Origin of the sequence: Cognatiluteimonas weifangensis, from assembly GCF_003416885.1 — a bacterium.
Lineage (GTDB): Bacteria > Pseudomonadota > Gammaproteobacteria > Xanthomonadales > Xanthomonadaceae > Cognatiluteimonas > Cognatiluteimonas weifangensis.
This window is the reverse complement of sequence record NZ_QVPD01000005.1, coordinates 151,338-176,017: the sequence shown is the minus strand read 5'-3', so window position 1 is coordinate 176,017 and position 24,680 is coordinate 151,338. Positions and strand designations below refer to the sequence as shown.

At 67.6% G+C, this 24,680-nt stretch carries 23 protein-coding genes and 2 pseudogenes; 9 read left to right on the top strand and 16 right to left on the bottom strand.

Annotated features, from left to right (window positions below):
* Positions 1-142: 142 nt before the first annotated feature.
* The gene (locus tag D0Y53_RS06845; RefSeq protein WP_117202459.1) at positions 143-1,774 is read left to right on the top strand and encodes a winged helix-turn-helix domain-containing tetratricopeptide repeat protein; all 1,632 of its coding nucleotides are present in this window, start codon (positions 143-145) and stop codon (positions 1,772-1,774) included.
* A 13-nt stretch (positions 1,775-1,787) separates the two neighbouring features.
* Here the strand turns inward: D0Y53_RS06845 and D0Y53_RS06840 are convergent, their stop codons facing one another.
* From D0Y53_RS06840 to D0Y53_RS06830, 3 genes are all read right to left on the bottom strand, one after another.
* A complete protein-coding gene (locus D0Y53_RS06840; RefSeq protein WP_117202458.1) occupies positions 1,788-2,243 on the bottom strand; it encodes a pyridoxamine 5'-phosphate oxidase family protein in 456 nt (151 codons plus the stop codon).
* 124 nt (positions 2,244-2,367) lie between these two features.
* The gene (locus D0Y53_RS06835; protein WP_117202457.1) at positions 2,368-2,550 is read right to left on the bottom strand and encodes a hypothetical protein; all 183 of its coding nucleotides are present in this window, start codon (positions 2,548-2,550) and stop codon (positions 2,368-2,370) included.
* A gap of 24 nt (positions 2,551-2,574) precedes the next feature.
* Entirely contained in the window at positions 2,575-3,933 is a 1,359-nt protein-coding gene (locus tag D0Y53_RS06830) for a chloride channel protein (RefSeq protein WP_117202456.1), read from the bottom strand.
* A 382-nt stretch (positions 3,934-4,315) separates the two neighbouring features.
* Here D0Y53_RS06830 and D0Y53_RS06825 point away from each other — a divergent pair, with 382 nt between their 5' ends.
* A complete protein-coding gene (locus tag D0Y53_RS06825; RefSeq protein ID WP_147319028.1) occupies positions 4,316-4,828 on the top strand; it encodes a cupin domain-containing protein in 513 nt (170 codons plus the stop codon).
* 217 nt (positions 4,829-5,045) lie between these two features.
* Here D0Y53_RS06825 and D0Y53_RS06820 read toward each other — a convergent pair whose 3' ends face one another.
* Together D0Y53_RS06820 and D0Y53_RS06815 are read right to left on the bottom strand one after the other, a co-directional pair.
* On the bottom strand, positions 5,046-5,726 hold the full coding sequence (locus tag D0Y53_RS06820; RefSeq protein ID WP_117202454.1) for a GNAT family N-acetyltransferase: 681 nt from the start codon (positions 5,724-5,726) through the stop codon (positions 5,046-5,048).
* Between the two features lie 9 nt (positions 5,727-5,735).
* Positions 5,736-6,017 (bottom strand): hypothetical protein, encoded by a 282-nt coding sequence (locus D0Y53_RS06815; RefSeq protein WP_117202453.1) that lies wholly within the window; start codon positions 6,015-6,017, stop codon positions 5,736-5,738.
* Positions 6,018-6,209: 192 nt separating this feature from the next.
* Here D0Y53_RS06815 and D0Y53_RS06810 point away from each other — a divergent pair, with 192 nt between their 5' ends.
* Positions 6,210-6,710 (top strand): DUF1801 domain-containing protein, encoded by a 501-nt coding sequence (locus tag D0Y53_RS06810; RefSeq protein WP_117202452.1) that lies wholly within the window; start codon positions 6,210-6,212, stop codon positions 6,708-6,710.
* A gap of 39 nt (positions 6,711-6,749) precedes the next feature.
* On the opposite strand, the gene D0Y53_RS06805 is transcribed toward D0Y53_RS06810, so the two are convergent.
* Positions 6,750-8,255 (bottom strand): serine hydrolase domain-containing protein, encoded by a 1,506-nt coding sequence (locus D0Y53_RS06805; protein ID WP_158550597.1) that lies wholly within the window; start codon positions 8,253-8,255, stop codon positions 6,750-6,752.
* Positions 8,256-8,624: 369 nt separating this feature from the next.
* Here D0Y53_RS06805 and D0Y53_RS06800 point away from each other — a divergent pair, with 369 nt between their 5' ends.
* Positions 8,625-9,260 carry a hypothetical protein gene (locus D0Y53_RS06800; protein ID WP_147319027.1) on the top strand — a complete coding sequence of 212 codons (636 nt, stop codon included), beginning with the start codon at positions 8,625-8,627 and terminating at the stop codon, positions 9,258-9,260.
* A gap of 218 nt (positions 9,261-9,478) precedes the next feature.
* Here D0Y53_RS06800 and D0Y53_RS06795 read toward each other — a convergent pair whose 3' ends face one another.
* Positions 9,479-9,808: a hypothetical protein gene (locus D0Y53_RS06795; protein WP_147319026.1), complete on the bottom strand. Its 330-nt coding sequence runs from the start codon at positions 9,806-9,808 to the stop codon at positions 9,479-9,481.
* 244 nt (positions 9,809-10,052) lie between these two features.
* Between D0Y53_RS06795 and D0Y53_RS13090 the strand changes: the two are divergent.
* The 3 genes and pseudogenes from D0Y53_RS13090 to D0Y53_RS06785 all read left to right on the top strand — a co-directional run.
* Positions 10,053-10,130: pseudogene (locus tag D0Y53_RS13090) on the top strand (transposase); the annotation flags it as partial.
* Positions 10,096-10,407, top strand: coding sequence for a hypothetical protein (locus D0Y53_RS06790; RefSeq protein WP_117202448.1), 312 nt, complete (start codon positions 10,096-10,098; stop codon positions 10,405-10,407). The pseudogene D0Y53_RS13090 and the gene D0Y53_RS06790, both read left to right, overlap by 35 nt.
* Positions 10,408-10,527: 120 nt before the next feature.
* Complete coding sequence (locus tag D0Y53_RS06785; protein ID WP_233511691.1) at positions 10,528-11,331, top strand: acetoin reductase; 804 nt, start codon at positions 10,528-10,530, stop codon at positions 11,329-11,331.
* A gap of 107 nt (positions 11,332-11,438) precedes the next feature.
* On the opposite strand, the gene D0Y53_RS12640 is transcribed toward D0Y53_RS06785, so the two are convergent.
* Complete coding sequence (locus D0Y53_RS12640; protein WP_147319025.1) at positions 11,439-11,939, bottom strand: hypothetical protein; 501 nt, start codon at positions 11,937-11,939, stop codon at positions 11,439-11,441.
* Positions 11,940-12,047: 108 nt separating this feature from the next.
* The gene (locus tag D0Y53_RS06775) at positions 12,048-12,947 is read right to left on the bottom strand and encodes a hypothetical protein (RefSeq protein ID WP_117202445.1); all 900 of its coding nucleotides are present in this window, start codon (positions 12,945-12,947) and stop codon (positions 12,048-12,050) included.
* Positions 12,948-13,173: 226 nt separating this feature from the next.
* Between D0Y53_RS06775 and D0Y53_RS06770 the strand changes: the two genes are divergently transcribed.
* A complete protein-coding gene (locus tag D0Y53_RS06770; protein WP_233511690.1) occupies positions 13,174-14,376 on the top strand; it encodes an FG-GAP-like repeat-containing protein in 1,203 nt (400 codons plus the stop codon).
* A gap of 130 nt (positions 14,377-14,506) precedes the next feature.
* Here D0Y53_RS06770 and D0Y53_RS13190 read toward each other — a convergent pair.
* The 7 genes and pseudogenes from D0Y53_RS13190 to D0Y53_RS06735 all read right to left on the bottom strand — a co-directional run.
* Positions 14,507-14,632: pseudogene (locus D0Y53_RS13190) on the bottom strand (DUF1153 domain-containing protein); the annotation flags it as partial.
* Between the two features lie 411 nt (positions 14,633-15,043).
* A complete protein-coding gene (locus D0Y53_RS06755; RefSeq protein WP_117202544.1) occupies positions 15,044-15,511 on the bottom strand; it encodes a hypothetical protein in 468 nt (155 codons plus the stop codon).
* A gap of 312 nt (positions 15,512-15,823) precedes the next feature.
* On the bottom strand, positions 15,824-17,320 hold the full coding sequence (locus tag D0Y53_RS12635; protein ID WP_147319024.1) for a P-loop ATPase, Sll1717 family: 1,497 nt from the start codon (positions 17,318-17,320) through the stop codon (positions 15,824-15,826).
* 35 nt (positions 17,321-17,355) lie between these two features.
* A complete protein-coding gene (locus D0Y53_RS06750) occupies positions 17,356-21,096 on the bottom strand; it encodes a methylmalonyl-CoA mutase family protein (RefSeq protein WP_117202443.1) in 3,741 nt (1,246 codons plus the stop codon).
* Positions 21,097-21,169: 73 nt separating this feature from the next.
* Positions 21,170-21,640, bottom strand: a complete 471-nt coding sequence (locus tag D0Y53_RS06745; RefSeq protein ID WP_117202442.1) for a cupin domain-containing protein — start codon at positions 21,638-21,640, stop codon at positions 21,170-21,172.
* The gene (locus tag D0Y53_RS06740) at positions 21,637-22,446 is read right to left on the bottom strand and encodes an MBL fold metallo-hydrolase (RefSeq protein ID WP_117202441.1); all 810 of its coding nucleotides are present in this window, start codon (positions 22,444-22,446) and stop codon (positions 21,637-21,639) included. The genes D0Y53_RS06745 and D0Y53_RS06740 overlap by 4 nt, the downstream gene beginning before the upstream one ends.
* Positions 22,443-23,129: a glutathione binding-like protein gene (locus D0Y53_RS06735; RefSeq protein ID WP_117202440.1), complete on the bottom strand. Its 687-nt coding sequence runs from the start codon at positions 23,127-23,129 to the stop codon at positions 22,443-22,445. The genes D0Y53_RS06740 and D0Y53_RS06735 overlap by 4 nt, the downstream gene beginning before the upstream one ends.
* Before the next feature lie 109 nt (positions 23,130-23,238).
* Here D0Y53_RS06735 and pdxR point away from each other — a divergent pair, with 109 nt between their 5' ends.
* The gene (pdxR, locus tag D0Y53_RS06730; protein WP_233511689.1) at positions 23,239-24,654 is read left to right on the top strand and encodes a MocR-like pyridoxine biosynthesis transcription factor PdxR; all 1,416 of its coding nucleotides are present in this window, start codon (positions 23,239-23,241) and stop codon (positions 24,652-24,654) included.
* The last annotated feature ends 26 nt before the right edge of the window (positions 24,655-24,680 follow it).

Here is a 24,680-nt window from a genome sequence, read left to right as displayed (position 1 = left end):
GAACTGAGGCCCGGCCTACCCTTCGAGAACGCACACCGCAGCTGCGGCGGCATGACACCCGCCCAACGATTCCATGAAATTTGCCTGAAGGTGCAGTAAGCTCGCCGAGCGCCGGTCACCCGGCCGGCGCGAGGGTTGGCTCATGACCGATGAGACGACCGCCATCCCCAGGCCGCAGGCGATCTACGAGTTCGCCGACCTGACGCTCGACGCGGGCCAGTGCGCCGTGTATCGCGGCGCGGCGCGCATCCCCCTGCCGAAGCTGAGCTACGCGCTGCTGCATGCTCTCGTCGATGCCGCGCCCGATCTCCTCGCCCACGACACCCTGGCCGAGCGCGTCTGGCAACGGCGCCTGGTCACGCCCGAGACGCTGGCCCAGCGCATCTCGCTGCTGCGACGCGCGCTTGGCGACGATGCGAACGATCCGCGCTACCTGCGAGTCGTCCGCGGCATGGGATTCCAGCTCGTGCCTCCCGTCAGGGTGCGACGGAATCCCGCGGAGCCCAGGTCATTGCCTGCGGCGTCCATGGCCGGCCCGGCAGCGTATGGCGGGAGCCTCACCGCGGGCATCGACCTGTCGCTACCGGCGCAGCCGTCGATCGTCATTCTCCCGCTCGACTCCGACCGTGTCCCCCACCATCAAGATTATGCGCGCGGGCTGACGCACGACATCATGACGCGCATCGCGCGCACCCGTTCGCTGTTCGTGATCGCACGCGGATCGGCCTTCAGCTTCGCACCGGGCGTGCACGACGTGCGCGAGGTCTCCCGAAAACTCGGCGTGCGCTATGTCGTCCAGGGCAACATCCAGTTCGACGGCGCGAAGATGCGCATCAGCGCATTCCTGGCGGATGCCGTCGAGGGCCGGGAACTGTGGGCGGAGCATTTCCAGTGCAGGCAGGAGGGCCTGTTCGACGCCCAGGAGGAGATCGTGGACCTGATCGTCGGTGCGATTTCGGCAGAGGTCGAATTGGCGGAAAGACGGCGGGCCCTGCTCGAGCGCCCGGCGAGCCTGGACGCCTGGAGCGCCTATCACCGCGGCTGCTGGCACATGTACCGTTTCACGCCTGCGGATTACGAGCTGGCCCAGAGCTTCTTCGAACACTCGGCCCGGCTCGACCCCGCCTCCCCGCGCACATTCGCCGGCTTGTCGTTCGTGCACTGGCAGCGCGCCTTCCTCGAAATCTCGCCCGACCGGCCCGGGGAAATCCGGCGCGCATTCGACCTGGCGCTGCAAAGCGTCTCGCTCAATTCACGCGACCCGCTCGGACACTGGGCCCTCGGGCGCGCGCACCTGTTGCGCGGCGAAATGAGCGAATCCCTCGCGGAACTTTCGCTGGCGACGGACCTGAACCCCAGCTTCGCCATCGGCCAGTACAGCCTGGGATTCGCGCAGATGCATGCCGGCGACACGGCGCGCAGCATCGAGCTGGCGGACAGGGCGCGCCGCCTCAGTCCGTACGATCCCATGAGCTTCGCGATGATCGGCCTGCGCGGCTTCAGCCTGGCCCTGGCCGGCGATTACCAGCGAGCCGCCGAGCTCCTGGCGGATTCAATCGGCCGGCCGAACGCCCACTTCAACATGGTCGCCATGGCCGCTGTCTGCGACGCGCTCGCGGGCAACGACGACGCGGCCCGACACGACCTGACCCGATTGCTCAAGGCCAAGCCGGGGTATGGCGCGCGGGATTTCCTCCGCGCATTTCCGCTGCAGCAGGCCGAGCACACCAGGCTGATCGACGATGCGTTCCGCCGCCTGAAGCGCTTGGCGTGAGCGCAACCGGCGCTCAACAACGGACCAGGTCGGTGTGGCCGAAGCCCTGGCTGTAGTCCAGCACCGAGATCACCACCGGCTCGACGCGGAAGATGCGGACCTGGTCGGGCGTGGGCATCGGCATCGGCAGCGGCGTCGTCTGCGCGGGGTACTTGCCGGGCAGCAGGCCGAGGATGCGCTCGGCCTCGCTGCGATCGCGCACGGGCGTCGCCCGCGCGGCCATCGACAGGCCGGTGATGCGCATGATGTCCGGCGTGTCGTGATCGATGGTCAGCGACACCCGATCGTCGCGCGCCAGATTGGCCGCCTTCTGGCTGTCGAGTCCGCACAGGAAGTACAGCAGCAGGCCCTCGTTGACGTAGCCGACGGTAGTGGCCTGCGGCCAGCCGTCGGGGCGCAGCGTCGCGACGGTCATGATGCGGTGCGCGTCGAGCAGGGCCTCGATCTTGCGCCGAATGTTCTCGTCCATGCCGGGTGCTCCGCCGTGGCAACACGCAGCATCCTCGGTCCGCCCGGGCGCCGGACGTTGACCTGCGTCAATCCCGGGAGCGCGTCGCGGGAGCAGGCAGCGCCGGGCGAGGTTCACTTTCCCCTCACGCCGCCGGACTCATCGCCATATCCCCGTCGCCGCTGCCGACCTTCGCATCCCGCGGCAGGACACGCCGGTCACGCGCGCCGAACCGGAATACGAACGCCATCCTCTCCTCGAAGAAATCCATCTTGGCACCGGTACTCGTAGCCATCCCCCGCCGCAGAGGCGCGGCGGGCATCTTCATGGATGCATTGCAGCGGACCGGACGTCATGCCCCCTGCCCCCCCTTGTTGCGTTGCCGGCGGCGGCGCCACCAGCGCAGCAGGCCGTACGACAGGCGCACCTTCTCCTGCCCCACCGGCAGGTCGGCGCGGGCGAAGATCCACGAGGACTTGCTGTAGGCGATCTGCTGCGCGGGGTACACGCTGCGGTGGCCGATCACCAGGTAGGCGGCCACGCAGGCGCCGGCGACGTGCAGCAGCGCACCCGCGCCGAACAACTCCACGCCCATCAGGATCGCCGCGATCGGCGCGTTGGAGGCCGACGCCACCACCGCGGCCAGGCCCACCGCCGCGCCCAGCGCCGGCGCCAGCCCGAACAGGTGCGCGAACGCGCCGCCCAGCACCGCCCCGATCACGAACTGCGGGGTGACGATGCCGCCGTAGAACCCCGAGCCCAGCGTGATCGCCACCAGCAACGCCTTCCACAGGAACCCCAGGTGCGGCACCGCCTCGCCGTGCAGCGCGCGCTCCATCACCGGCAGGCTCAGGCCGAGGTAGTCGTCCGGCACCATCAGCACCAGCAACGCGACCAGCGCGCCGCCCAGCACCGGCACCAGCGGCGGCCACAGCGCGTAGCGCGTGCGCAGCCGTCCGAACAGCCGCCGCGCCAGCTGCAGCAGTTCGACGAACAGCCACGCCGCCGCCCCGCACAGCACGCCGATCAGCACCGTCTTCAGGAACAGCAGCTCGGTGAACCCGGCCGCGAAGTCGATGTGGTAGACCGGATACGGCACGCCCAGCGACTTGCACACCTGCAGCGCGGTCACGCCGGCGACGATGCCGGGGAACAGGAAATCGTGGCGGATGCGCCCGATCGCCAGCATCTCCACGCCATAGATCGCGCCCGCGATCGGCGTGCCGAACACGCTGGCGAACCCGGCGCTGACGCCGCACGCCAGCAGCCGCTTGCGCAGCTCGGAATTCAGCCGCAGCATGCGGCCGATGCCCGCCGCTAGGCTGGCGCCGATGTGCGCGCACGGCCCTTCCTTGCCGGCCGAGCCGCCGCAGCCCAGGGTGACCAGCGCCGCCGTCGGCTTGATCCACGCCGTGTGCAACGGCATCTGCCCGCGCTGCTGGTTGACCGCGACGATCGGCGAATCCTGCAGGCCGTTGCGCCGCCGGTAGCCGTAGTGCAGCAGCAGCCCGTTGGCGAGCCCGCCGGCCAGCAGCAGCCCCAGCTGGCTCCACCACGGCAGGCCGTAGGCGCGGCCCTCGACCGCGAACAGCAGCCGCAGGAACACCGTGCAGCCCGCGCCGACCACGGTGCCGGTGAGGATCGACAGCAGCAGCCATTGCAGCACCGTCGCCAGCATCACGACCGGCTCGGCGACGTGCGGGCGGGACATGGCGTGCGCGGGCCTGTGCAAGCGGAACCGTCTGCGATTGTAGCCAAAAGGCAAGCGCGGACGCGGCCACCGCGATCCCGCACCCCCTGCGCTTGCGTCAGCTGCGCCGCAGCGCTCCGACCGCTGCGTGCGGTTCCGGACCCGTTGTCTTGGCATTGGCATCGGCCATCGCCACCTCGGGTACCGCCGATTGCGCTGCCGGCCCAGCTTGTCCCGCGCAATCTTCATGAAATCTTCGGGTGGCCTTCAAGCAGGCGCCCGCGACGCGTGAATACTGGTTGCCGCGGTAAGTGAAGGAGCTGGGGCGCATGGTCTCCGTGTGCGCGGATGACTCGGCGTTGCTCCTCGTGTGCAGTGAAACGACTTCGACAAGGAGGAAGACATGAAACTCATGAAACTGGCCATGGCGGTCGCGGCTGCGGGCAGCCTGTACGCCGCGGCGACAGCGGCGGTCGCCGGAACCGTCCTTGGCGGCGCGACCGTGACCAACGGCGCCCGTGGCACCGTGGATGGCAAGGTCATCAATGGCCCGGTGAAAATCATCATGCCCGATGTCGAGAACGAGCAAATCGACGTCATGGCCGCCAACATCAATCTTCCTGCCAACGGCGGCGGCATCGACTGGCACACCCATCCGGGGCCGACCTTCGGCATCGTGACCGGCGGCGGCACGCTCACCATCATCGATGACGACTGCGTTGCGCACGAGTACGCGACGGGGGAGGCGTTCGTGCCGCCCGAGAACCCGCACACCGCGCGCAACTACAGCAATCTGCCGGTCACGATCCGGGCGACGTTCTTCATGGCACATACGTCTCCACCGACTGCGCCGACGACGTTCCTGTCGGAATACGACGACGACGTGATGGACGCGTACTGCCGCCTGGCCGAGTGAAGGAGCAATGGGGTCAGGCTCGCTTTTCCGATCAAGAAAATCGACCCTGGCCCCTGTTTTTCTGCTTTCGCGGGATTCGCGCTCAGCGACTCACCACCTACCGGCCGAACGGGATCCCGCCCGTGCCGCAGTGCCCGACCCGGCAGTCCCTGCCCCGGTAATAGATGGCGAGCCGCGCTCCACCTGGCATCCGGCCCCGCGCCCCGCTGCGCTTGCGTCAGCTGCGCCGCAGCGACCAGAAGCCGATGTCGCGGCGCAGCCGGAATCCCATGCGCTCATACAGCGCCCTGGCCCGCGCGTTCTCGTGGCTCACGTGCAGGAAGGGCATGCGCCCCTGCGCCAGCACGTCGTTGGCCAGCCAAGCGGTCAGGCGGCGCGCGAGCCCGCGCCCGGTGAACTCCGGATGCGTGCAGATCGCGCTGAGCTCGGTGGCGGCGTCGTTGCCCAGGCGCTCCCCGATCATCGCCGCCAGCCGGCCTTCGACCCGGATGCCGAAGTAACGGCCCAGCTCCATCGTGCGCTCGCGGAAGTAGTGCGGATACACCAGCGCGACCAGCGCCAGGACCTCGGCGCGGTCGGCGTCGGCCAGCGGCCGCACGTCGGGGCCGGCGATGACGTCCATCGGCGTCTCGCGCACCATCTGCGCCAGCGGGCGGAACGCCTGCAGCGCCCAGCCGCGCGGCACCGCGGCGGGCGCCACCCCGAGCAGGTACACGCTCTCGCCCGCCGCGACCAGCGCATCGAGCGCGCCGCCCAGCGCGCTGTGCGCGTGCGCGATGCCGAGGAAGGGCGCGTACTCGGCCGGATAGCGCGCGACCTCGCCGGCCACGCGCGCGATGCCGCGGTGGCGCGTGCGCAGCGAGGACCAGAACGGGTTGTCCAGCGGATTGGCGTCCATCGCCAACCCCTAGTCGCGTTCCATGAGGCCTCGGGCGGCAGTCGCCGCTGCCTGCAACACGCGGGCATAAGCCTCGCGCGCAGGCGCTGCCTCGCGGGCCGTGGTCTCCAGCCATTGGACGTAGGCCGCAAGCAGGTCCCGGGCATTGTATTGGAGCCCGAGCTCGCGGATCGTCGCCGCGACGGCATCCTTCACATGCCAGTCGACGTTGGCGCCTGCCTCGGCTTGCTTGGCGAGATCAGCGACCCGCAGGACATGCGGGGTGATGAGACCTGCGACGGTGGCCTTCATGGGATCGACCTGGTTTCCACGAGCTGGCAGGATAACGTTCCGCTCCCTTGGAGGTACATGGCGGGCAGCAACAAGGGCGTCCAGGTTATTCACGTCGCCAAACTCTGCAATGAGTACTCTGCCCCCTGTTTTCCGCTCCGCGACACTCGTTCCTCGCCCTCACGCACCACGCAATCGACCAAGGAGCGAGCGATGGCAACCCGCAAACCGGATACCGGCACCAGGCCCGCCGCCAGGCGGGCGGCCAAGCCCGCCACGGTGCCCGCGCCGCTGCCGGAGGCGATGAACGGAAAGGCCAGCCCGGCCAAGGCCGCCATCGGCGACAAACCCGTCTTCGCCTACATCGCCAGCCTGCCGCAACCGCAACGCGGCATCGCCGAACGCATCGACCGGCTGGCCGCCGACGCATTGCCCGGGCTGCAACGCAGCGTGAAATGGGGCATGGCGTACTACGGCGTTGGCGATGGCTGGTGCTTCTCTTGCGGCGGCTTCGCGAGTCACGTGAAGCTGATGTTCATCAACGGCATGACACTCGAACCGGTCCCGCCGGTCACGCCCGTGGCCATGGGCAAGTCGACCCGGGGCGTCGAGCTTGCCTCTCTGGACGACATCGACGAACGCCAGCTTGTAGCGTGGATGAGACAGGTCACTGCAGTGCCGGGGGTCGGCAAGCGTCCGGAAAAGAAAAGCTAGCGCTCTTCAAAAGGGGACACAGCGTCCGCGCGCCTGATGCTACCGACCTGCCTGCGATCGAAAGCGGCGACCGCGCCATTCGAGCACTCCGGCTTCCGGCTGGCAGGTCATCGGCTCGGGAACATCGAGGGTCCCATCGGCCGCTGCGAACAACCCCGGCCGCACAGGCTCGAGCACGAGATGCCGGGCGCCGATGTCCGCGGTGAGTCCTTCGGCGCCGCTGCGCACCCAGAGGGTGCCGAACAGGTCGTCGTGGAAGCGACCCGTGCACGCCTGCAAGGCAGCCGCGTCCGGCTGCCAGGTCGACCCTGCTCCCGCCGCATCGGCACGCGACTCGACGAGGGCCTTCTTGCGCTTCGTCACCAGCGCCGCCAGCCGCGCCGGAAACGCGCTCACCGCTGCATCCAGGCGCGCGCCTTCGCCCTCACCGCCCGTCGCCAGGCCGATGAATGCCTTCATGACCTCCAGCTCGAAGCCTTCCATCGCGCTATCGCTGTTGACCACCAGCGACAGGCCGGCACGTGCGGACGGCACCAGTACGGTCATCGAGACCGTGCCCACGTAGGCACCCCCATGCATCAGGGCGTGTTGACCCTTGTAGGTGCACGTGTACCAGCCCAGGCTGTAGCCGCTGCAATCGATCTGGCCATCGGACAGCCTGGCGTCGGCGACGGGTTCCTGCGCCCGTGCGAAATCGCCTGGCTGCAGCGCGTCGCCGGCATCGGACAGCCCAAGATTGGCCTGCATCCACCGCGCCATGCCGTTCGCCGAGGCGAACAGCCCGCCGGCGGCGTGCATCAGCGCATCGGACTTGGGCGCGACGGGATGCCATGCATGTCCATCCCACTGGTAGTTCGAGACGATTCGCGCCGGCACGACCTGCGACGGCCGCGATGTCACCTCGTTCTGCAGCTGCAGCGGCGCGAGGACCGCTTCATTCAACCAGTCGTGCCAGTTGCGGCCGGTATGCGCCTCCAGCGCCGCCCCGTAGATGAGGTCGCCGATGTTCGCATAGCGGAAACCCGGGTCGCGCACCTGTACCTCGCTCTCCAGCCAGCGCGGATAGTCCGCTGCGGGGATGTCGCGCACGTAGGCAGTGACGAAGTTGAGCGTGTGGGTGGTCAGGCCTTCCTCGTGGGAAAGCAGGTCGGCTAGGGTGATCCGCCGGGGATCCGCCGGCGCGGGCAAGCGCAGGGACGGCCAGACCGCAGCCAGTGTCGTGTCCAACGGCAGCACGCCCCTACGGTCGAGCACCGCGCCGAGCAGGCCCATGAATGACTTGGTTTGGGACGCAATGTAGAACAGTGTGCGTGCGTCGGCCGGTGCAGCATCGCCGGGCCGGACCGGCCCGCGCACATGGAACCACGGCGGTGCATCGCCCTGCACCACCACGGCTGCGACGGTGGGATAGCTGCCAGGCATGCGCTGCACCGCATCCAGCGCTTTCGCGATCGGGGCGGTGATCGCAGGGTCTACTGCATTCCGCGGCGGGACGGCCGCCGAAAGCGGGAACATGGCACAGCCGGCAAGCAGACCGGCCAACATGGCGCAAAGGGTGTGAACAGACATGAGCGAACCGAATCCAGGCGAGCGGAGGTTCCTTCATGGATACCCTGCCCGGCCCATCGGTTGCAGCGAAGTAAAACTGCAGTCCACCCTTGCGGCCTGCGGCGCGGCCGCGGCGGAGTGGATGTCGGTGCCCGCCTCGCTGCTTCCAGCATGCGCGCAGGCTAACGCAGTGCAGTCTCAGGTCAAGAATGGGGTCGGGTTCCAGAATTAGCGCCCTGATCCCTGTTTTCGGGGTCAGGTTCCAGAATCAGCGCTCCGACCCCTGTTTTCGGACCCCTGTTTTGTTTTGCCGCCAGGCGGTTACAGTGGCCACGGTCTACGGCAAGACACAAGGGGAAGACGTCGATGTCGAAACATCTGGCCATGTGGGTCTTTGGACTGCTGCTGCTCCCGGAATTCGCATCGGCGCAATCGCAGTGCCTGATCCCGGAGCTGCCCGATACCGAGGTGGGCGGCTGGTATCAGAGCGAGTCCGGCAACACCGTCGTCGGCAGGGCGCGCTATCGCCTCGTTTCGGTCGCTTCCGAACACGGCACGGCCACGCTCGGGATCGCCTTCAGCCACACGTCCAACGATGAGTCGCACGCCACCGCCAAGCCCTCGGTCGGCGAACTTCCGGCACTGATGACCGCCAGCCTGCAGATCCGCCACACGCCGCAAGCCGGTGGTCCATCGCGCCGCTGGAGTGCCGATGCCGTGGATGTCCTGCTGGATGGCAAGCGGTTTCCCGGGCAGTTGAACATCGACGATCCGAAGGACGGAACCAGGCCTGTCGTGATTGGCTGGGAAGTCTGGTTCGGCGATGAGGACCTGTTTGCGGCGATGGAAACCGCGCGCCAGATGGAGGTCCGGCTGCGCAACACCGCCGCAGGCTCGCAGGTCGCGTTCCGCTTCGATATCTCGTCGTTCAAGGGCGTCCGCGCCCGCCTGGTCCAGTATTGGCGCTGCACCGCTGCGCCGCACCACGAACATCCGCATTGAACTGGCGAACGGGGCTGGCGAGACGCACCATGCTGGATCTGCAGAAGATCGGACGGCCGGGGAAGTCGGCGAAGGCCCAGCAAGAAAGTCGACTCTGACCCCTGTTTCTCGCGGCGCACGCCGCCCTCCTCGTCCTCGACGAGGATGCGGGGACCTGCTTCGAACAGCGGATGCGAGGGACCGCGTGGTCGCGCCGGGCGGCCATGCGCCCCTGCAGTTCAGTTCGCGGCCTTCCAGGTCACGTCGCTGCTGTCGCCCGTGCGCGACACCATGATCTTCTCGATCCTGGCCGAGCAGGCCTCGGTGGCCGCAGCGACGAGCTGCTTGCGCAGGCCGGGCACCTTCGTCGGGTCCTTGACGTCGAGCACGCGATGCACGTCGTCCATGGTCATCTCATCGGGCGTCTTGCACGACACCGTCACGAACTCCTCTGGCCCACCGTGCATCGCCACGACCCGCACTGCCGCCAACTCCGTGGGTTCGGGCTGCTGGGCCAGCGCCATGCTCGCCATCAGCAATGTCGGAATCGCAAATGCCCACCTGTTCATACCGTCCTCCATGTGATGGGCGGCGATCCGCCGCCCGTTCCGGTGGACCGGACCCGGCCCATCCAGTGGGGGCAACGCACGATATGGGACGCATCGGACGCAGGCGGCCGCGTCCGTCCCCGGGCTAACCCGGTAACCCGGGGTCAGAGTCAGCTTTTCCCGACACCAACCTGCGCTACCGCCTGATCGACGCAAGACGCCCCCATCACGAACCTGCGCTGTCCCTCCAGGCAGGCCAGCCCGAATGCCCCGCCCCCGCCGCATCGATCTCCCCGGCATCCCGCAGCATGTCGTCCAGCGGGGCAACGATCGCCAGCCCTGCTTATCTGGAACAGGCGCGCGCACAGGCCCGATGGCTCGCCGACTACCTCCGCGGGGAAACCGGAGAAGCGACGGCGGTCATCCCCGTCGTCTGCCTGCCCGAATGGTTCGTCCAAGCGAACAAGGAAAGCCTTGCCAGCGACGTGTGCGTCATCAATCCGAAGATGACCAGCCTGTTTACCGACGCCGGATCGCAACCGCAACTGGATTCCCGTCGCCGCAATCGCCTCAGCAACGCCTTGCAGAAGCGCTACCCGGATCTGGATCTTACGGATTAGAAAGACGCCGTGTTCACGGCTCGCGACGGATTCTCGCCCCTCCCCCGCCGGAGGTGTGCCGTGAACATGCCCAGCAACCCGACACAGGATCAGGCAGGCACCCGCAGCGCCCATCGCGCCGTGCAGAGAGCCGCCCGCGCGCAACCGGATACCCAGCGCGTCGCGGTGATCACCGGCGGCGCGGCCGGGCTGGGCAAAGGCATCGCCACGCGCCTGGCCGCCGACGGCCTCGCGGTGGTGTTGTCCGACATCGACGCGGACAAGCTCGCAGCCACGCGCAAGGCGTTCGAAGCGGCCGGCCACGCGGTGGAAACCTTCCAGGGCGACGTGTCCAAACGGGAGGACCAGCAAGCGCTGGTCGCCAAGGCCGTCGAGGCGTTCGGCCGGCTCGACGTGTTCGTCAACAACGCCGGCATCGAGCAGGTCAAGCCGCTGGACGAGGTCGGGCCGGACGATCTGGACCGAATCTTCCGGATCAACGTGCACGGCGTGCTCTACGGCATGCAGGCGGCGGCCGCGCAGATGCGCAAGCAGGACGACGGCATCGGCAAGATCATCAACGCCTGCTCGATCGCCGGGCACGAGTCCTACGAGATGCTGGGCATCTACTGCGCCACCAAGCATGTGGTGCGCTCGCTGACCCAGACCGCGGCCAAGGAGTACGCGCGCGACGGCATCACGGTGAACGCCTACTGCCCCGGCGTGGCCGGCACCTCGATGTGGGACCGCATCGACGCAGCGATGAGCCACTACCTGGGCACCGCGCCGGGCGAGGCGTTCGAGAAGTTCGCCGCCGGCATCCTGCTAGGCCGCACCCAGGAGCCGGAGGACGTGGCGAACCTGGTGTCCTTCCTGGCCTCGCCCGACTCGGACTACATCACCGGCCAGGCCATCATCACCGATGGCGGCATGGTCTTCCGTTAGGCGGGCGCGGCATTTCGCTGCGCGGCCATCGCCGGGGATCGGCACCGGCACCATTTTCATCGTGAGCAATCAGTACTCTGACCCCTGTTTCGCCTGTTTCGACGGTTTCACTTGACCCCTGTTTCACCCACGGTGGCAAAGTTGTACATCACCCGCACCTGGCCGGTGCCGCCCGAAGCCATTGCCAAGGTCGCGCTGCGGTCCCCCTTGCGGTAGTACATGCTCGCGCCGCCGCGCGTGTCGATCGGCGAATAGTGGCTCTCGGTCCAGCCTGCGGCCAGCATCGCGGCCCGCGCCTGCTCGGCAGTGGCGAACACCTCGCCGTGGGTCCGCAGTTCGACCGCGTGCGCGCCCCGGTCTTCGTTGACCTCGGCGACCACATGCTCCGCGGGCAGGTAGACGTCCGCGGGGAACCACCCGGGAAGGGCGGCGGGGACGGCCTCGGGCTCTGCAGCGACCACCTCCGCGGCGCCGACGGGGACCGCGGCGTCCGCGCCCGCGCCTGCGGCGTCCGGTGCCGCGCCCGCGACATCGGTGGCCTCCATGCGATCGCCGCCACAGGCGCCCAGGGCCACCGCCACCGCCAGCACGAGGAAATATGGACGCATGTTCGGACGGCTCGGTGAAAGGGTCCGGTGTTTCGCGCGCTTACGTGTAGGGGATACAACGTCGCGCGTTCAGGGGGGCCGGCCAAGGCGGCCCCGATCCGGCCCGGCTCACGGGCTGTCGTAGCGCAACTGCGCACGGAAGCTGGTGAGCGGGTCGTTCCCGGCGTCACGGGCAGGATCGCGCTGGACGCTCAACGGCACGTACAAGACTTCGAAGCTCAGGCGCCAGCGGTCACCAAGGTCGCGACCAGCCCCGGCCGCCACGTACGGAAGGACATCCCGCGCGACCAGCCGGGAGCGATCGCGGACCGACCCGATCAACAGCGCGTCGACCTGCACGAACGGCTCCATGCGCGCCACCCCCAAAGTCGCATGCCCGTGCCAGGGAGCGGTCCCCCAGGCGGCCGTCATGTCGGCGCCGTAATGCCGCAAGGCGATCCGATCCCGTGACGGCGCCACGCAGCCAGCCGGATTGATCTCGGGGTCACTCACGCCGACCACTTCCGCAGGGCAGGTGATGTCGCCTTCCGCCTCACCGTGCTGGCCGAAAACCCGGGCAGAGAGACTGAAGGAATCGGTCGCATACAGGTGTCGGCTCAACGCAATGGCGACCAGATTGCGCGTGCGTATGCCGTTGATGGCCAGCGGTGGCGTCCACCCGGCTTCGGCGACCCAGCCACCCTGGAGTCCAATCGCGATTCGCGCCCGGCCGAACACCGGCGACTTGTTGAGGTCTTCCTGCTTGGAGCCGCGAAACCCGACGCGCTGCTGCTCTTCGCTGAGGCTGGGGATCGAGCCGGCATCCAGCGCGCCGCTCCATTGTCCTGACGCCAATGCCGGAGTTGCGCCGAACGCCGTCATGAGCGTCGCCGCGCCGACGTAGTTCATCGCCCAGGCTTCGGGGCGGTCCGACGCGAGCAACTCATCTCCTGCCGTGAAAACCTGCGCGCTCACCGGACGCGCCAGCAGCAGACATGTCACACCGGCCACAAACCAGGACTTCCGCATGTCGAAGGCTCCGGGCGCGAGATGGCCGATAGTACGCCGGCCCCTGGACGAACCCGGCTCCAGGCCTGTTTTTTTCACGCAATTGCAACCCCGGCGCGACTATCGTTAGGTAGCGAGTAAGACGCTATTGCCCCGCTTTGGATTGGAGAATTCCATGAAGACTATGCGGTGGGCGCTTTTGACAGTTTTTGGGTGCTGCGGAGCCGCGTCGGCGGCCAACCACACGGTGACCGCGCAGCCCAACATGACCTTCTCCCCGAGCACGCTCACCATCGCCGTCGGCGATACGGTGACGTTTCGAAACGCCGGCGGGTTCCACAACGTCGAGTCACGTGCCCCCTCGGTGACGGTCTTCCGTTGCGCCAACGGCTGTGACGGCGCCGGCGGTAACGGCGATCTCAGCTCCAATGCCTGGTCGGCGACCGTCGCGTTCCCCACGGCGGGAAACGTCGACTACTTCTGCAATGCGCACGGCGCGCCGGGCGTTGGGATGTCCGGCAGGATCACGATCACCGGTGCGCCGCCGCCGGTCGCGGCCAGGCGGCACGATTTTGACGGTGACGGAAAGTCCGATGTCTTCTGGCGGAACACCAGCAATGGCGCCAACATGATCTGGAGGTCGGGCAACATCGCGACATCACAGACGACGACCGGCGTCGTCGACCAGAACTGGAAAGTGGTTGGGGTGGGTGACTTCAACGGCGACAGCAAGGCCGATGTGCTCTGGCGCAATGCCCTGAGTGGGGCGGATGCGATCTGGCGGTCGGGCAGCGCCTCCACGCCGCAGGCGATGACCGCCGTTACCGATCGGAACTGGAAGATCGTTGGTGTGGGGGACTTCAATGGAGACGGAAGGGCGGACGTGTTCTGGCGAAATACCGCCAGTGGTGCCAACACGATCTGGAAGTCGGCTACGTCTTCCACCCAGCAGGTGACAACTGGCGTCACGAACCAGAATTGGAAAGTCGTCGGGGTTGGCGACTTCAATGGCGATCGCAAGTCGGATGTGCTTTGGCGCAACACCAGCAGTGGGGCCAACGCAATCTGGCTGTCCGGCATCGCGTCTACGCCCCAGGCAATCGCCAGTGTGACCAATCTGAGCTGGAAAGTCGTCGGAGTAGGCGATTTCAACGGTGATGGCAAAGCCGATGTGGTCTGGCGCAACATCGCGAGCGGTGTCAATGTCATCTGGAAGTCCGCGAACGCAGCCACTCCGCAGGCGATGACGGGTGTCACCAATCAGAATTGGAAGGTCGTTGCCATTGGCGACTTCAATGGAGACGGCTCAGACGATGTGTTCTGGCGCAACACCAGTACCGGGGCCAACACGATCTGGAAGTCAGGACTGGCGACGGCTCAACAAGCCACTGCAACTGTGAGCAGTCTGGCGTGGACCGTGGTCCCTTACGAGGGCCAATTGCTTCAGTAATGGCCTTTGAGCGTCGCCTGGTTCCATTTGACAGGTCTGCGCTTGCGCGATTATTTGGACAAGCCGAAGCCGCTTTGCGGCTCGGCTTTTGAAACAAACTCAGCCCTCGCTTGCCCTCGTCGACCCAGCTTTCGATCTCCGAAGGCGTCAGATCGAACTGCCGGCTCGCCTCGGCCACCGTCGTCTTGCCCTGGATGATCTCCAGCACCAGCGCCGACTTCCGCCGGGCCGTCCAACGCTTGATCTCTTCTTCCATCACTTGGCTCATAAGTGCTCTCCGTGAAAAGTAGGCACCTGAGCAGGAAATCACTGGGTCATTACACTCCGAGCCTCGCGTTTGAGGGCTCCGAGGCTGGCGTTTGAGGCCCCGAGACTGGCGTTTGAGGCTCCGAGCCTCGCGTTGGAGGCTCCGAGCCTGGCGTTTGAGCCTCCGAGTCTCGCCTTTGAGGCTCCGAGCCTCGCGCTTGAGGCTCCGAGCCTCGCCTTTGAGGCCCCGAGCCTCGCGTTTGAGGCTCGGAGCCTCGTGTTTGAAGCCCGGAGGCTGGCGTTTGCGGCCCGGAGCTTCGGGCGCCAGCGGTTTTGCCTCGGCGGCGGAGCGCGGGGCTTCGAGGGGCAGGAAAAAAGCCCCGTCGCCGGGGCTTTTCGGGTCGCCGGCGGGCGCCGCTGCTCAGGCGGGTTCGGCTTCCGGCTGGCGGCGCCGGCCCTTGAAGCGCGCCGACAGGCTTTCGCGCAGGCCTTCCAGGCCCTGGTTCTTGCCGGCCACCTTGAGCAGCGCGTAGCCCTGCAGGGCGGTGCTGATGACGTCGCTGCCCAGCGCGGTTTCCGTGTCGGTCATGCGCTCGGTGAGCCGCTGCAGGCGTGCCAGCCGCGGGCGCAGCTGGTCGATGGCGGCCAGGTCGGCCTGCGCCTCGGCCAGGCCCAGGCTGGGCGGCACCACCTGCGGGTTCTGCGCCAGCAGCGTCAGGGCCTGCCGGCAGAAGGCCTCGGACTTGTCGCCCATCTTGTAGAGGTTGCGGCGCGCGTCGGGGTCGAGCGCGATCAGCTCGGCGCAGGCGCTTTCCAGCTGCTCCAGCGCCTTGTCGATGGCGGTCAGTTGGGCGGGGTCGAAGGACAGCGAAATCAGGTTCTGGCTCACATGCGTCTCCATGCATTGGGTTGGGAACATCCGCCGTATTCCGGGCGGACTCCTGCATGGTTGGGACGCGGCGCGCGGATTGCCGTCAGGCAACGCCGGGGCGTGGGGTAGGAAATTTCTGATGGGGCGGGAGGCCGCCGACCGCTCAACCGGCGATGCAAGGTGTGAGGGTTAAACGCGCAATGGCGCGAGCACCCGATCCTTTATCCGATTGCTTTGCTACGAGCCGACGAAATTAGCTACTCCACCCCTCTTCCTCGTGTGGAATTAGCACTCTGACTCCTGTTTTCAGACCCCTGTTTTCCCTGTTTTCTAGCGTGGCATCCTACGCGCGGCGTTACTCAGTTGAAGCGCTTGCCTGAAGCACGATGGAATTTCCCAACTTGCGCCAAGATCGTTTGCCCCGTCAGAGAGCAAAGTCGGCTCATCGAAGAACGAATAGTGGCGATAATCACCGCTTGAAAGTTCGCGCCTAGCGGTTAGAAAACCAATCTGAAAAAGAAAGCGAATCATCTCAGCTTCGGACGGTTTCCCTGAAATTCCGGCGATTCGCACATCACGCCCACTCAAATTGTTCTTCATGTGCCTAACAAGCTCGTCGGTACGAAAGCGCTCAGGCTTGCCCTTGAAAGACTGGATCATGAGCTCAATTTTGTCACACTGAGCGCGGAACTCCGCAATCAGGTCGTCAATTCGAGTTTTACCGAAATCCTCAAGCTTGGCAGTTAGGTCATCAAGCCCTATTTTTTGCTGCCTTCGTTTGATAGCGTTTGATGCCGCCAGCTTGCAGAGCTCGATCATCCAACGCGGCCGATAGCGTGCAAGTGTCGAAATGACCACTGCGGGCGAACGCTTTTTGTCGGCATGCTCATCATCAACCGCATAGCCCTTATCAATCTCTTTCTTTCCCCAAGGCATTGGGTCATCAAACGCAATGGCTACAAACTGTTGAGCGCTCATGCTGGGAATTTTCCCGCTAACAACAGCCGGCCCGTTATTGCGCGAAAGGTAGGACTTCACACGAGCAGCAAGCATGAGCTCCAGCTGTTCGCGAGACCACTGCAAATCCACAACATAAGGTTCGACTTTGGAAAGGGCCTCGTACTTTCTCTTGATGATGGCCCAAGTACTAGGACGGACCGAAGCTCTGAACCTTAATTCCTTGACCTCGTTGCAAAGCTGTCTCATTGCAACAAGCGCTGACATCACTTTCAAGCAATCACTTTCGACGTCTCGAAAGTTCTCATCCAAGTCATCAATAACAAGCCAAATCTGCAGGTCATTGGCACCAGCGATCCTTTGTAGAGCTGCAGCCGGGTCTGCCGCCCCAACGTTGCCAGGCTCACCAGGAAGTTTGCGGAGGCGAGCTAGGACCGCCGCGACAAATCCCCGCTCAACGTAGCCACCTCTTTCAGCTTCCTCCCGCAAAGATAAGACATCGTCGCTAAATTTAAAATCCAGCCGAGCACCAACCGCGGCAGCCGCCACCCTGATAAATGACTCTTTCCAAAGACGGATGCACTCAGCTTCTGACGCACCCGCAAGATTTGGTGCCAGCGAGTTCGCGTACGCGTTATGTGCGATGACGTTCTTGAACTCGCGCAGCTTCAGAAACGTCCACCGAAGTAGAGCTGACTTGCCTTCTCCCTTATAAGCCCGAACAACCTTGAGTTTTGTTGCAGGATTCAGGAAAGATTGAAATTCAACTCTCTCATAGGCGTAAGAAGTGAAAAGCCGCTCCTCTTCGTCTTCGGCCATCTCATTGCCGAATAGTTCTTCGTCAGACAGATCGACCAGCCAGTCACTCATTCCCGCCCCCTTTCCCAAACCTCTTTTTTCAGGAGTTACATATTCCGCCGATACTCCCCACCCACCTCATACAACGCATGGCTGATCTGCCCCAGGCTATGCGTCTTCACCGCTTCCATCAGCGATTCGAACACATTGCGGCGCTCGCGGGCGGTGGCCTGCAGGTAGGCCAGGCCCTTCGACTCTGCGCCTGACCCTTCGACTCCGCCCTGCGGGCTACGCTCAGGGCGAACGGTTGTTGAAAGGTCGTTGCGGTTGCGCTGGAACACGGCCACGTTAGCGATCTGCTGGGCCTTCTCTGCCGGGGTGGAGCGGATCAGTTCGATCGTGGTGGCCACGTCGGATTGGCCGTCCTTGCCGAGGAAGGTGTTGACGCCCACCAGCGGCAGGCTGCCGTCGTGCTTCTTGTGCTCGTAGTACAGCGATTCTTCCTGGATCTTGCCGCGCTGGTACATGGTGTCCATGGCGCCGAGCACGCCGCCGCGCTCGCTGATGGCCTCGAACTCCTTGTACACGGCTTCCTCCACCAGGTCGGTGAGGTAGTCCACGGCAAAGCTGCCCTGCCAGGGGTTCTCGATGAAGTTGAGCCCCAGCTCCTTGTTGATGATCATCTGGATGGCCACGGCGCGGCGCACGCTTTCCTCGGTCGGCGTGGTGATGGCCTCGTCGTAGGCGTTGGTGTGCAGGCTGTTGCAGTTGTCGAACAGCGCGTACAGGGCCTGCAGCGTGGTGCGGATGTCGTTGAACTGGATCTCCTGCGCGTGCAGGGAGCGGCCGCTGGTCTGGATGTGGTACTTCAGCATCTGGCTGCGGCTGGAGGCGCCGTAGCGCTCGCGCATGGCGCGCGCCCAGATGCGGCGGGCGACGCGGCCGATGACGGTGTACTCCGGGTCCATGCCGTTGGAGAAGAAGAACGACAGGTTGGGCGCGAAGTCGTCGATCTTCATCCCGCGCGCCAGGTAGTACTCGACGATGGTGAAGCCGTTGCTCAGGGTGAAGGCGAGCTGGCTGATCGGGTTGGCCCCGGCCTCGGCGATGTGGTAGCCGGAGATCGACACCGAGTAGAAGTTGCGGACCTTGTGGTCGACGAAGTACTGCTGGATGTCGCCCATCATCCGCAGCGCGAACTCGGTGCTGAAGATGCAGGTGTTCTGCGCCTGGTCCTCCTTGAGGATGTCGGCCTGCACGGTGCCGCGCACGGTCTTCAGCGTGTCGGCCTTGATCTGCGCGTAGACCTCCGGCTCGACCAGCTGGTCGCCGGTGACGCCCAGCAGGGCCAGGCCGAGGCCGTCGTTGCCGTCCGGCAGCGGGCCGGCGTACTCGGGGCGCTGCCTGCCCGCGAACAACTGCTCGATGCGGGCGTGGGCGGCGTCCCAGCGGGCCTGGTCGGCGCGCAGGTACTTTTCCACCTGCTGGTCGACGGCGGTGTTCATGAACATCGCCAGGATCATCGGCGCCGGGCCGTTGATGGTCATCGACACGCTGGTGGTGGGCGCGCACAGGTCGAAGCCGGAGTACAGCTTCTTCATGTCGTCCAGGGTGGGGATGTTGACGCCGGAGTTGCCGATCTTGCCGTAGATGTCCGGGCGCTCGGCCGGGTCTTCGCCGTACAGGGTGACGGAGTCGAAGGCGGTGGACAGGCGCGCGGCCGGCTGGCCGAGGCTGAGGTAGTGGAAGCGGCGGTTGGTGCGCTCGGGCGTGCCTTCGCCGGCGAACATGCGGATCGGGTCCTCGCCGCTGCGCCGGTAGGGGTACACGCCGCCGGTGTAGGGATAGGCGCCGGGCAGGTTTTCCTTCTGCAGGAAGGTCAGCAGCTCGCCCCAGGAACGGTAGGTGGGCGCGGCGATCTTGGGCACCGACTGGTGCGACAGCGTTTCGCGGTAGTTGTCGACGCGGATGGTCTTGCTGCGGACCTGGTATTCGTTGACGTCGGCGGTGATGGATTGCAGCCGCGCCGGCCACTCGCGCAGCAGCTTGAGCGCCTCGGCGTCGAGCGACTGCAGGGCGTCGTTGTAGCGCTGGCGCAGGGTGAGCAGCGAGCGGTCGGGGCCAGGAGCGCCCCTCATCTGCCCTTCGGGCATCTTCTCCCCGCTGGCGCGGGGCGAAGCAACGTCAACAGCGCCCCTCATCCGCCCTTCGGGCACCTTCTCCCCGCTGACTGGGGGCGAAGGGAGGCCTTGTGCCTTCTCCCCGCTGGCGCGGAGCGAAGAGGAAGTATCGGTGGCCCGGGGTGCGTCGGCACTGCCCTTCGCCCCGCTTGCGGGGAGAAGGTGGTCCGCAGGACCGGATGAGGGGCCGAGCAGGTCGCCGGAATCGTAGAGGTCCAGCGCCTTGGGCAGCTTGTCGTCGCCCAGGTCGCGCAGCGACTGCCAGTAGGACTGCGCGCGGTCGGCGACTTCGGCCTGGGTCTCGATCTGCCGGTTGATCGCCCGGCCCTGCTCGGCAATCTCGGCCAGGTAGCGCACGCGGGCGCCGGGGATCAGCACGGTGGCGCGCGGCTCCTTCAGCGAGGTGTCGAGCTGCGGTGTCCACAGCTCCGCCGGCAACTGCAGCTTGTCGCGCAGCACCCGGCACAGGTTGACGAACATCCAGCTGATGCCGGGGTCGTTGAACTGGCTGGCGATGGTCGGGTAGACCGGCACGTCCTCGTCGGCGACCTTGAAGGCGACGTGGTTGCGCTTCCACTGCTTGCGCACGTCGCGCAGCGCGTCCTCGGCGCCGCGCTTGTCGAACTTGTTGAGCACGATGAGCTCGGCGAAGTCGAGCATGTCGATCTTCTCCAGCTGGCTCGGCGCGCCGAAGTCGCTGGTCATCACGTACATCGGGAAGTCGACCAGGTCGACGATCTCCGAATCGGACTGGCCAATGCCGGCGGTCTCCACGATCACCAGGTCGTAGCCCAGCGACTTGAGGAAGGCGATGCAGTCCTTGAGCACCACGTTGGTGGCCGCGTGCTGGCGGCGGGTGGCCATGGAGCGCATGAACACGCGCTGGGAGCGCAGCGAGTTCATGCGGATGCGGTCGCCCAGCAGCGCGCCGCCGGTGCGGCGGCGGGTCGGGTCGACCGAGATCACCGCGATGTGCATCTGCGGGAAGCTGGCGAGGAAGCGGTTGAGCAACTCGTCGGTGACCGAGGACTTGCCGGCGCCGCCGGTGCCGGTGATGCCGACCACCGGGGTCTTGCCACCGGCCAGCTGCCACTGCTTGCGCAGGCGCGCGAGCTCGGCCTCGTCCAGCGCCTGCTCCTCGATCGCCGAGAGCATGCGGCCGATCTCGATCTCGTTGTCGAACCCGACCTGGTGCGGGGTGTCGACCGGCTGGCGCGCGGCCGCGGCGCGCCGCACCACGTCCTCGATCATCGCCACCAGCCCCATGTGCATGCCGTCGTTGGGGTGGTAGATACGCTCCACGCCGTAGGCTTCGAGCTCGCGGATCTCCTCCGGGGTGATGGTGCCGCCGCCGCCGGCGAACACCCGGATGTGGCCGGCGCCGCGCTCGCGCAGCATGTCGACCATGTACTTGAGGTATTCGATGTGGCCGCCCTGGTAGGACGACAGCGCGATCGCGTCGGCGTCCTCCTGCAGCGCGGCGCGGACCACGTCCTCGACGCTGCGGTTGTGGCCCAGGTGGATCACCTCGGCGCCCTGCGACTGGATCAGCCGGCGCATGATGTTGATCGCCGCGTCGTGGCCGTCGAACAGGCTGGCGGCGGTGACGAAGCGCAGCGGCGTGGTCTCCGGTTGCGGGCTCGGCAGGTGGGCGGCGGGGGTGCTCATGGGGCGCGCTCGGATACGGAAATTGTCGATTCCGCATTGTAGCGCGCGGGTTTCGGCCGCCCCAGCGGCCGGGTCAGCGCTCCGACAGGTCCTGCGGCAGCAGTCCGTGCGCGCGGCAGTGGCGCGCGTAGTCGGCGCGCTGCGTCCGCACGTCGGCGCGGGAACGGACCTCGCCGCCGGGGCCGAGAAACTCCACCGTGCCCATGACCACGGCCAGCGCCAGCAGGTCCTCGTCGCCCACCGCCTGCCACCAGTCCACGTTGCCGGCCGGCTCGAACACGTAGTCGCCCGGGCCGAGCAGCTCGCCGCTGCCCAGCCGCCGCCGGCCCGCGAGCTGGTACACGTGCACCTCGCCGGTGTGGCGATGCAGCGGCATGAGCGTGCCCGGAGTCATGCGCAGCAGCTCGACGAAGCCGCGCTCGCCGAGGAAACGCAGCGGCTTGGCCCACTTGCCGGGCGTCGCCGCCGGGATCCACGGCAGCGCGTCCAGGGCCAACGTGTGCGCCGGCATCCGCCCGGGCCCGGTCTGCGGCAGGCCGTTCATGCCGCCACCTGCTGCAGGTAGCGCGCGAACGAGGCATCCACCGCCGCGCGCCCGCCGCCGAGGATGTTGCGCCCCCAGCTGTAGCCGTACACGTCTTCGAACGCCAGGCCCTCCAGCAGCACCCGCATGCGCCGCACGTCCGTCGGCGGCATCGGGATGTGGTTCGGGTAGCTGTACATGAAGGCGACGTGGCGGCGGTCCTGCGCCACCTGCGGCGCGTCGCCCGGGAACAGCGCCCCGCCCGGCCGCGGACCCGCGCGCCAGTGCAGCGCGGTGCTGCCGGGGAAGTGCCCACCGACGTTGAGCAGGGTGACGTCGTCGGACAAGCGCAGGCGCGTGCCCGACCAGAAGCGGACCCGGCCGGAGCCGCGCAGCACCCAAGCGCGGTCCGCCTCGTGCAGCAGGATTTCCGCGCCGCCGAGCGCCTCGCTCCACTCCACCATCGCGCTGTAGAAGTGCGGATGCGAAATGACGATGCGGTCGACCCCGCCGCGCGCGCGCAGCGCCGCGACCGCCTCGTCGGTCACCAGGCTGAGGCACTCCCACAGGATGTTGCCGGCGTCCGTGCGCAGGTGCACGGCCCGCTGCGGGATGGCGAAGCCGCCGGCGATGGCCAGGCCGAACACGCCGTCGTCGTCGCCCAGGCGCAGGCGATGGCGCGCCGCCAGTTCGGCCATCGTCGTCCATTGCTGCCCGTTCCAGCCGACGTACTGGCGTTCGTCCTCGCAGATCCGGCAGGCCGCGGGCGGCGTTGCGGACGGCGCGTACTGGGTGCCGCAGGTGGCGCAGATCCAGGCGCTGCTCATGCCGTCACCTCCCTCGCCGACGGGTGCCGGACGCGTGCGTAGGGATCCGCGTAGCCGACCAGGGCGCGCTGCGTGGCGGGGCGCCGGCCGACGGCGCGGAACCAGCGTGCGAGCGCCGGGAACTCGTCCAGCGCCTGCCCGTGACCCGCGTGCGAGAGCACCCACGGCCAGCAGGCGATGTCGGCGATCGAATACGCGTCGCCGGCGATGACGTCGCGACCGGCCAGGCGCCGGTCGAGCACGCCGTACAGGCGGCGCGTCTCGCGCACGTAGCGCTCGGCGGCGTAGTCGTCGCGCTGCGGGGAATGCACGCGGAACCAGCCGGCCTGGCCGGCCATCGGCCCGAGCCCGGCCACCTGCCAGGTCAGCCACTGCAGCACGTCCCAGCGCGCGCGCGGCGCCGCCGGCAGCAGTCGCCCGGTCTTGTCCGCGAGGTACTGCAGGATCGCGCCGGATTCGAACAGCGACAGCGGCGCGCCGCCGTCGGCGGGCGCGTGGTCGACGATCGCCGGGATCTTGCCGTTGGGGGAGATGGCGAGGAACGCCGGCGCCTGCTGCTCGCCGGCCGACAGGCGCACGGGGAGCAGGCGGTGCGGCAGCGGCGCGCCGAGGTCCGCCAGTTCTTCCAGGAACAGGCGCGGCTTGAGGCCGTTGGGGGTGGCGGCGAGATAGACGTCCAGCATGGGGGCTCCGGAGACGGTGTGCGGAGCGACAGGGTGCGCGTAATCTGGCCCCCTGTTTGGACCAGTTTCCGGAGGAAATGTGGAGCCAGTCCTGTCCGTTCCGCTGACCTTGCCCGCAGGCGCCGGCCGCAGCCGGCACCTGCACCGGCAGTTGCGGGCCGCCATCCTCGATGGCCGGCTGGCGACGGGCACCCCGCTGCCCTCGACCCGGGCGCTGGCCGCCGACCTCGGCGTGGCCCGCAACACCGTCGCCACCGCCTACGACCTGCTGGTCGCCGAAGGCTACGTGCTGCCGCGGCGCCGCGCGCGGCCGGTGGTCGCCACGCTGCCCGCGCGGCACGGGCCGACGCCGCCGCCCGCGGGCGGGGAGCACCGCCTGGCCCCGTTCTGGCGCACGCCGTTCCACGCCGCCGGCGCCCTGCCGCCCGCCGCCAGGCCGGACTTCCGGCTCGGCGTGCCGGACCATCGCCATTTCCCGCACGCGCTGTGGCGGCGGCTCACCGCGCGGGCGCTGAGGCAATTGGCGCGGCAGCCATTCGCCTATCCGCCGTCCGAGGGTCTGCCGGAGCTGCGCGCGGCGATCGCGGGGCACGTGGCTTTCGCGCGTGCCGTCGCCTGCGACGCCGACGCGGTGGTCGTGACCTCGGGCGCGCAGCAGGCGTTCGACCTGCTCGCGCGCCTGCTGGTGACGCCGGGAACGACCCGCGTCGCGGTCGAAGAGCCGGGCTATCCGCCGCTGCGCGCGGCCTTCGCGGCGGCCGGGGCGCGGCTGGTGCCGGTGCCGGTGGACGGGGAAGGCCTGGTCGTCGCGCGCCTGCCCGACGACGTGCGGGTGGTGAGCGTGACTCCCTCGCACCAGTCGCCGACCGGCACCGTGCTGTCGCAGCGGCGGCGGATGGCGCTGCTGGCGTTCGCGCGCGAGCGCAACGCCGTGGTGATCGAGGACGACTACGACGGCGAGTTCCGCTTCGGCGGGCGGCCGCTGGACGCGCTGCAGACGCTCGACCGCGAAGGCCGGGTCTTCTATGTCGGCACCTTCTCCAAGAGCCTGTTCCCGGCGCTGCGCAAGGGCTTCGTGGTGGCCCCGGCGTGGGCGCGCGCGCCGCTGGCCGCCGCCAAGCACTGCGCCGACGCGCACAGCGATGCGCCGACCCAGGCGGTGCTGGCCGCCTTCATCCGCGACGGCCACCTCGCCCGCCACGTGCGCCGGATGCAGGCGCTGTACGCGGCGCGGCGCGCTGCGCTGCTCGAGGGACTGGCCGCGCTGTCGCCGTGGCTGCTGCCGATCCCGTCGGAAGCGGGCCTGCACCTGGCGGCGCAGCTGCGCGATCCGGCACAGGAGGCCGCCCTGCTCGGGCTGCTGCGCGAGCACGCGCCGGGGGCGCAGTCCTGCGCGGAGTACGCGCTGGCGCCCCTGCCGCGGCCGGCCGTGGTCTTCGGCTACGGCGCGATCGAGGTGGACGCAATCCGCGCGGGATTGACGGCGCTCGCCGCCGCGCTTCGCGCGCGCTTGCCGCCGCGGTGACGGACAGCCGCAGCGCGCGGTGGGGC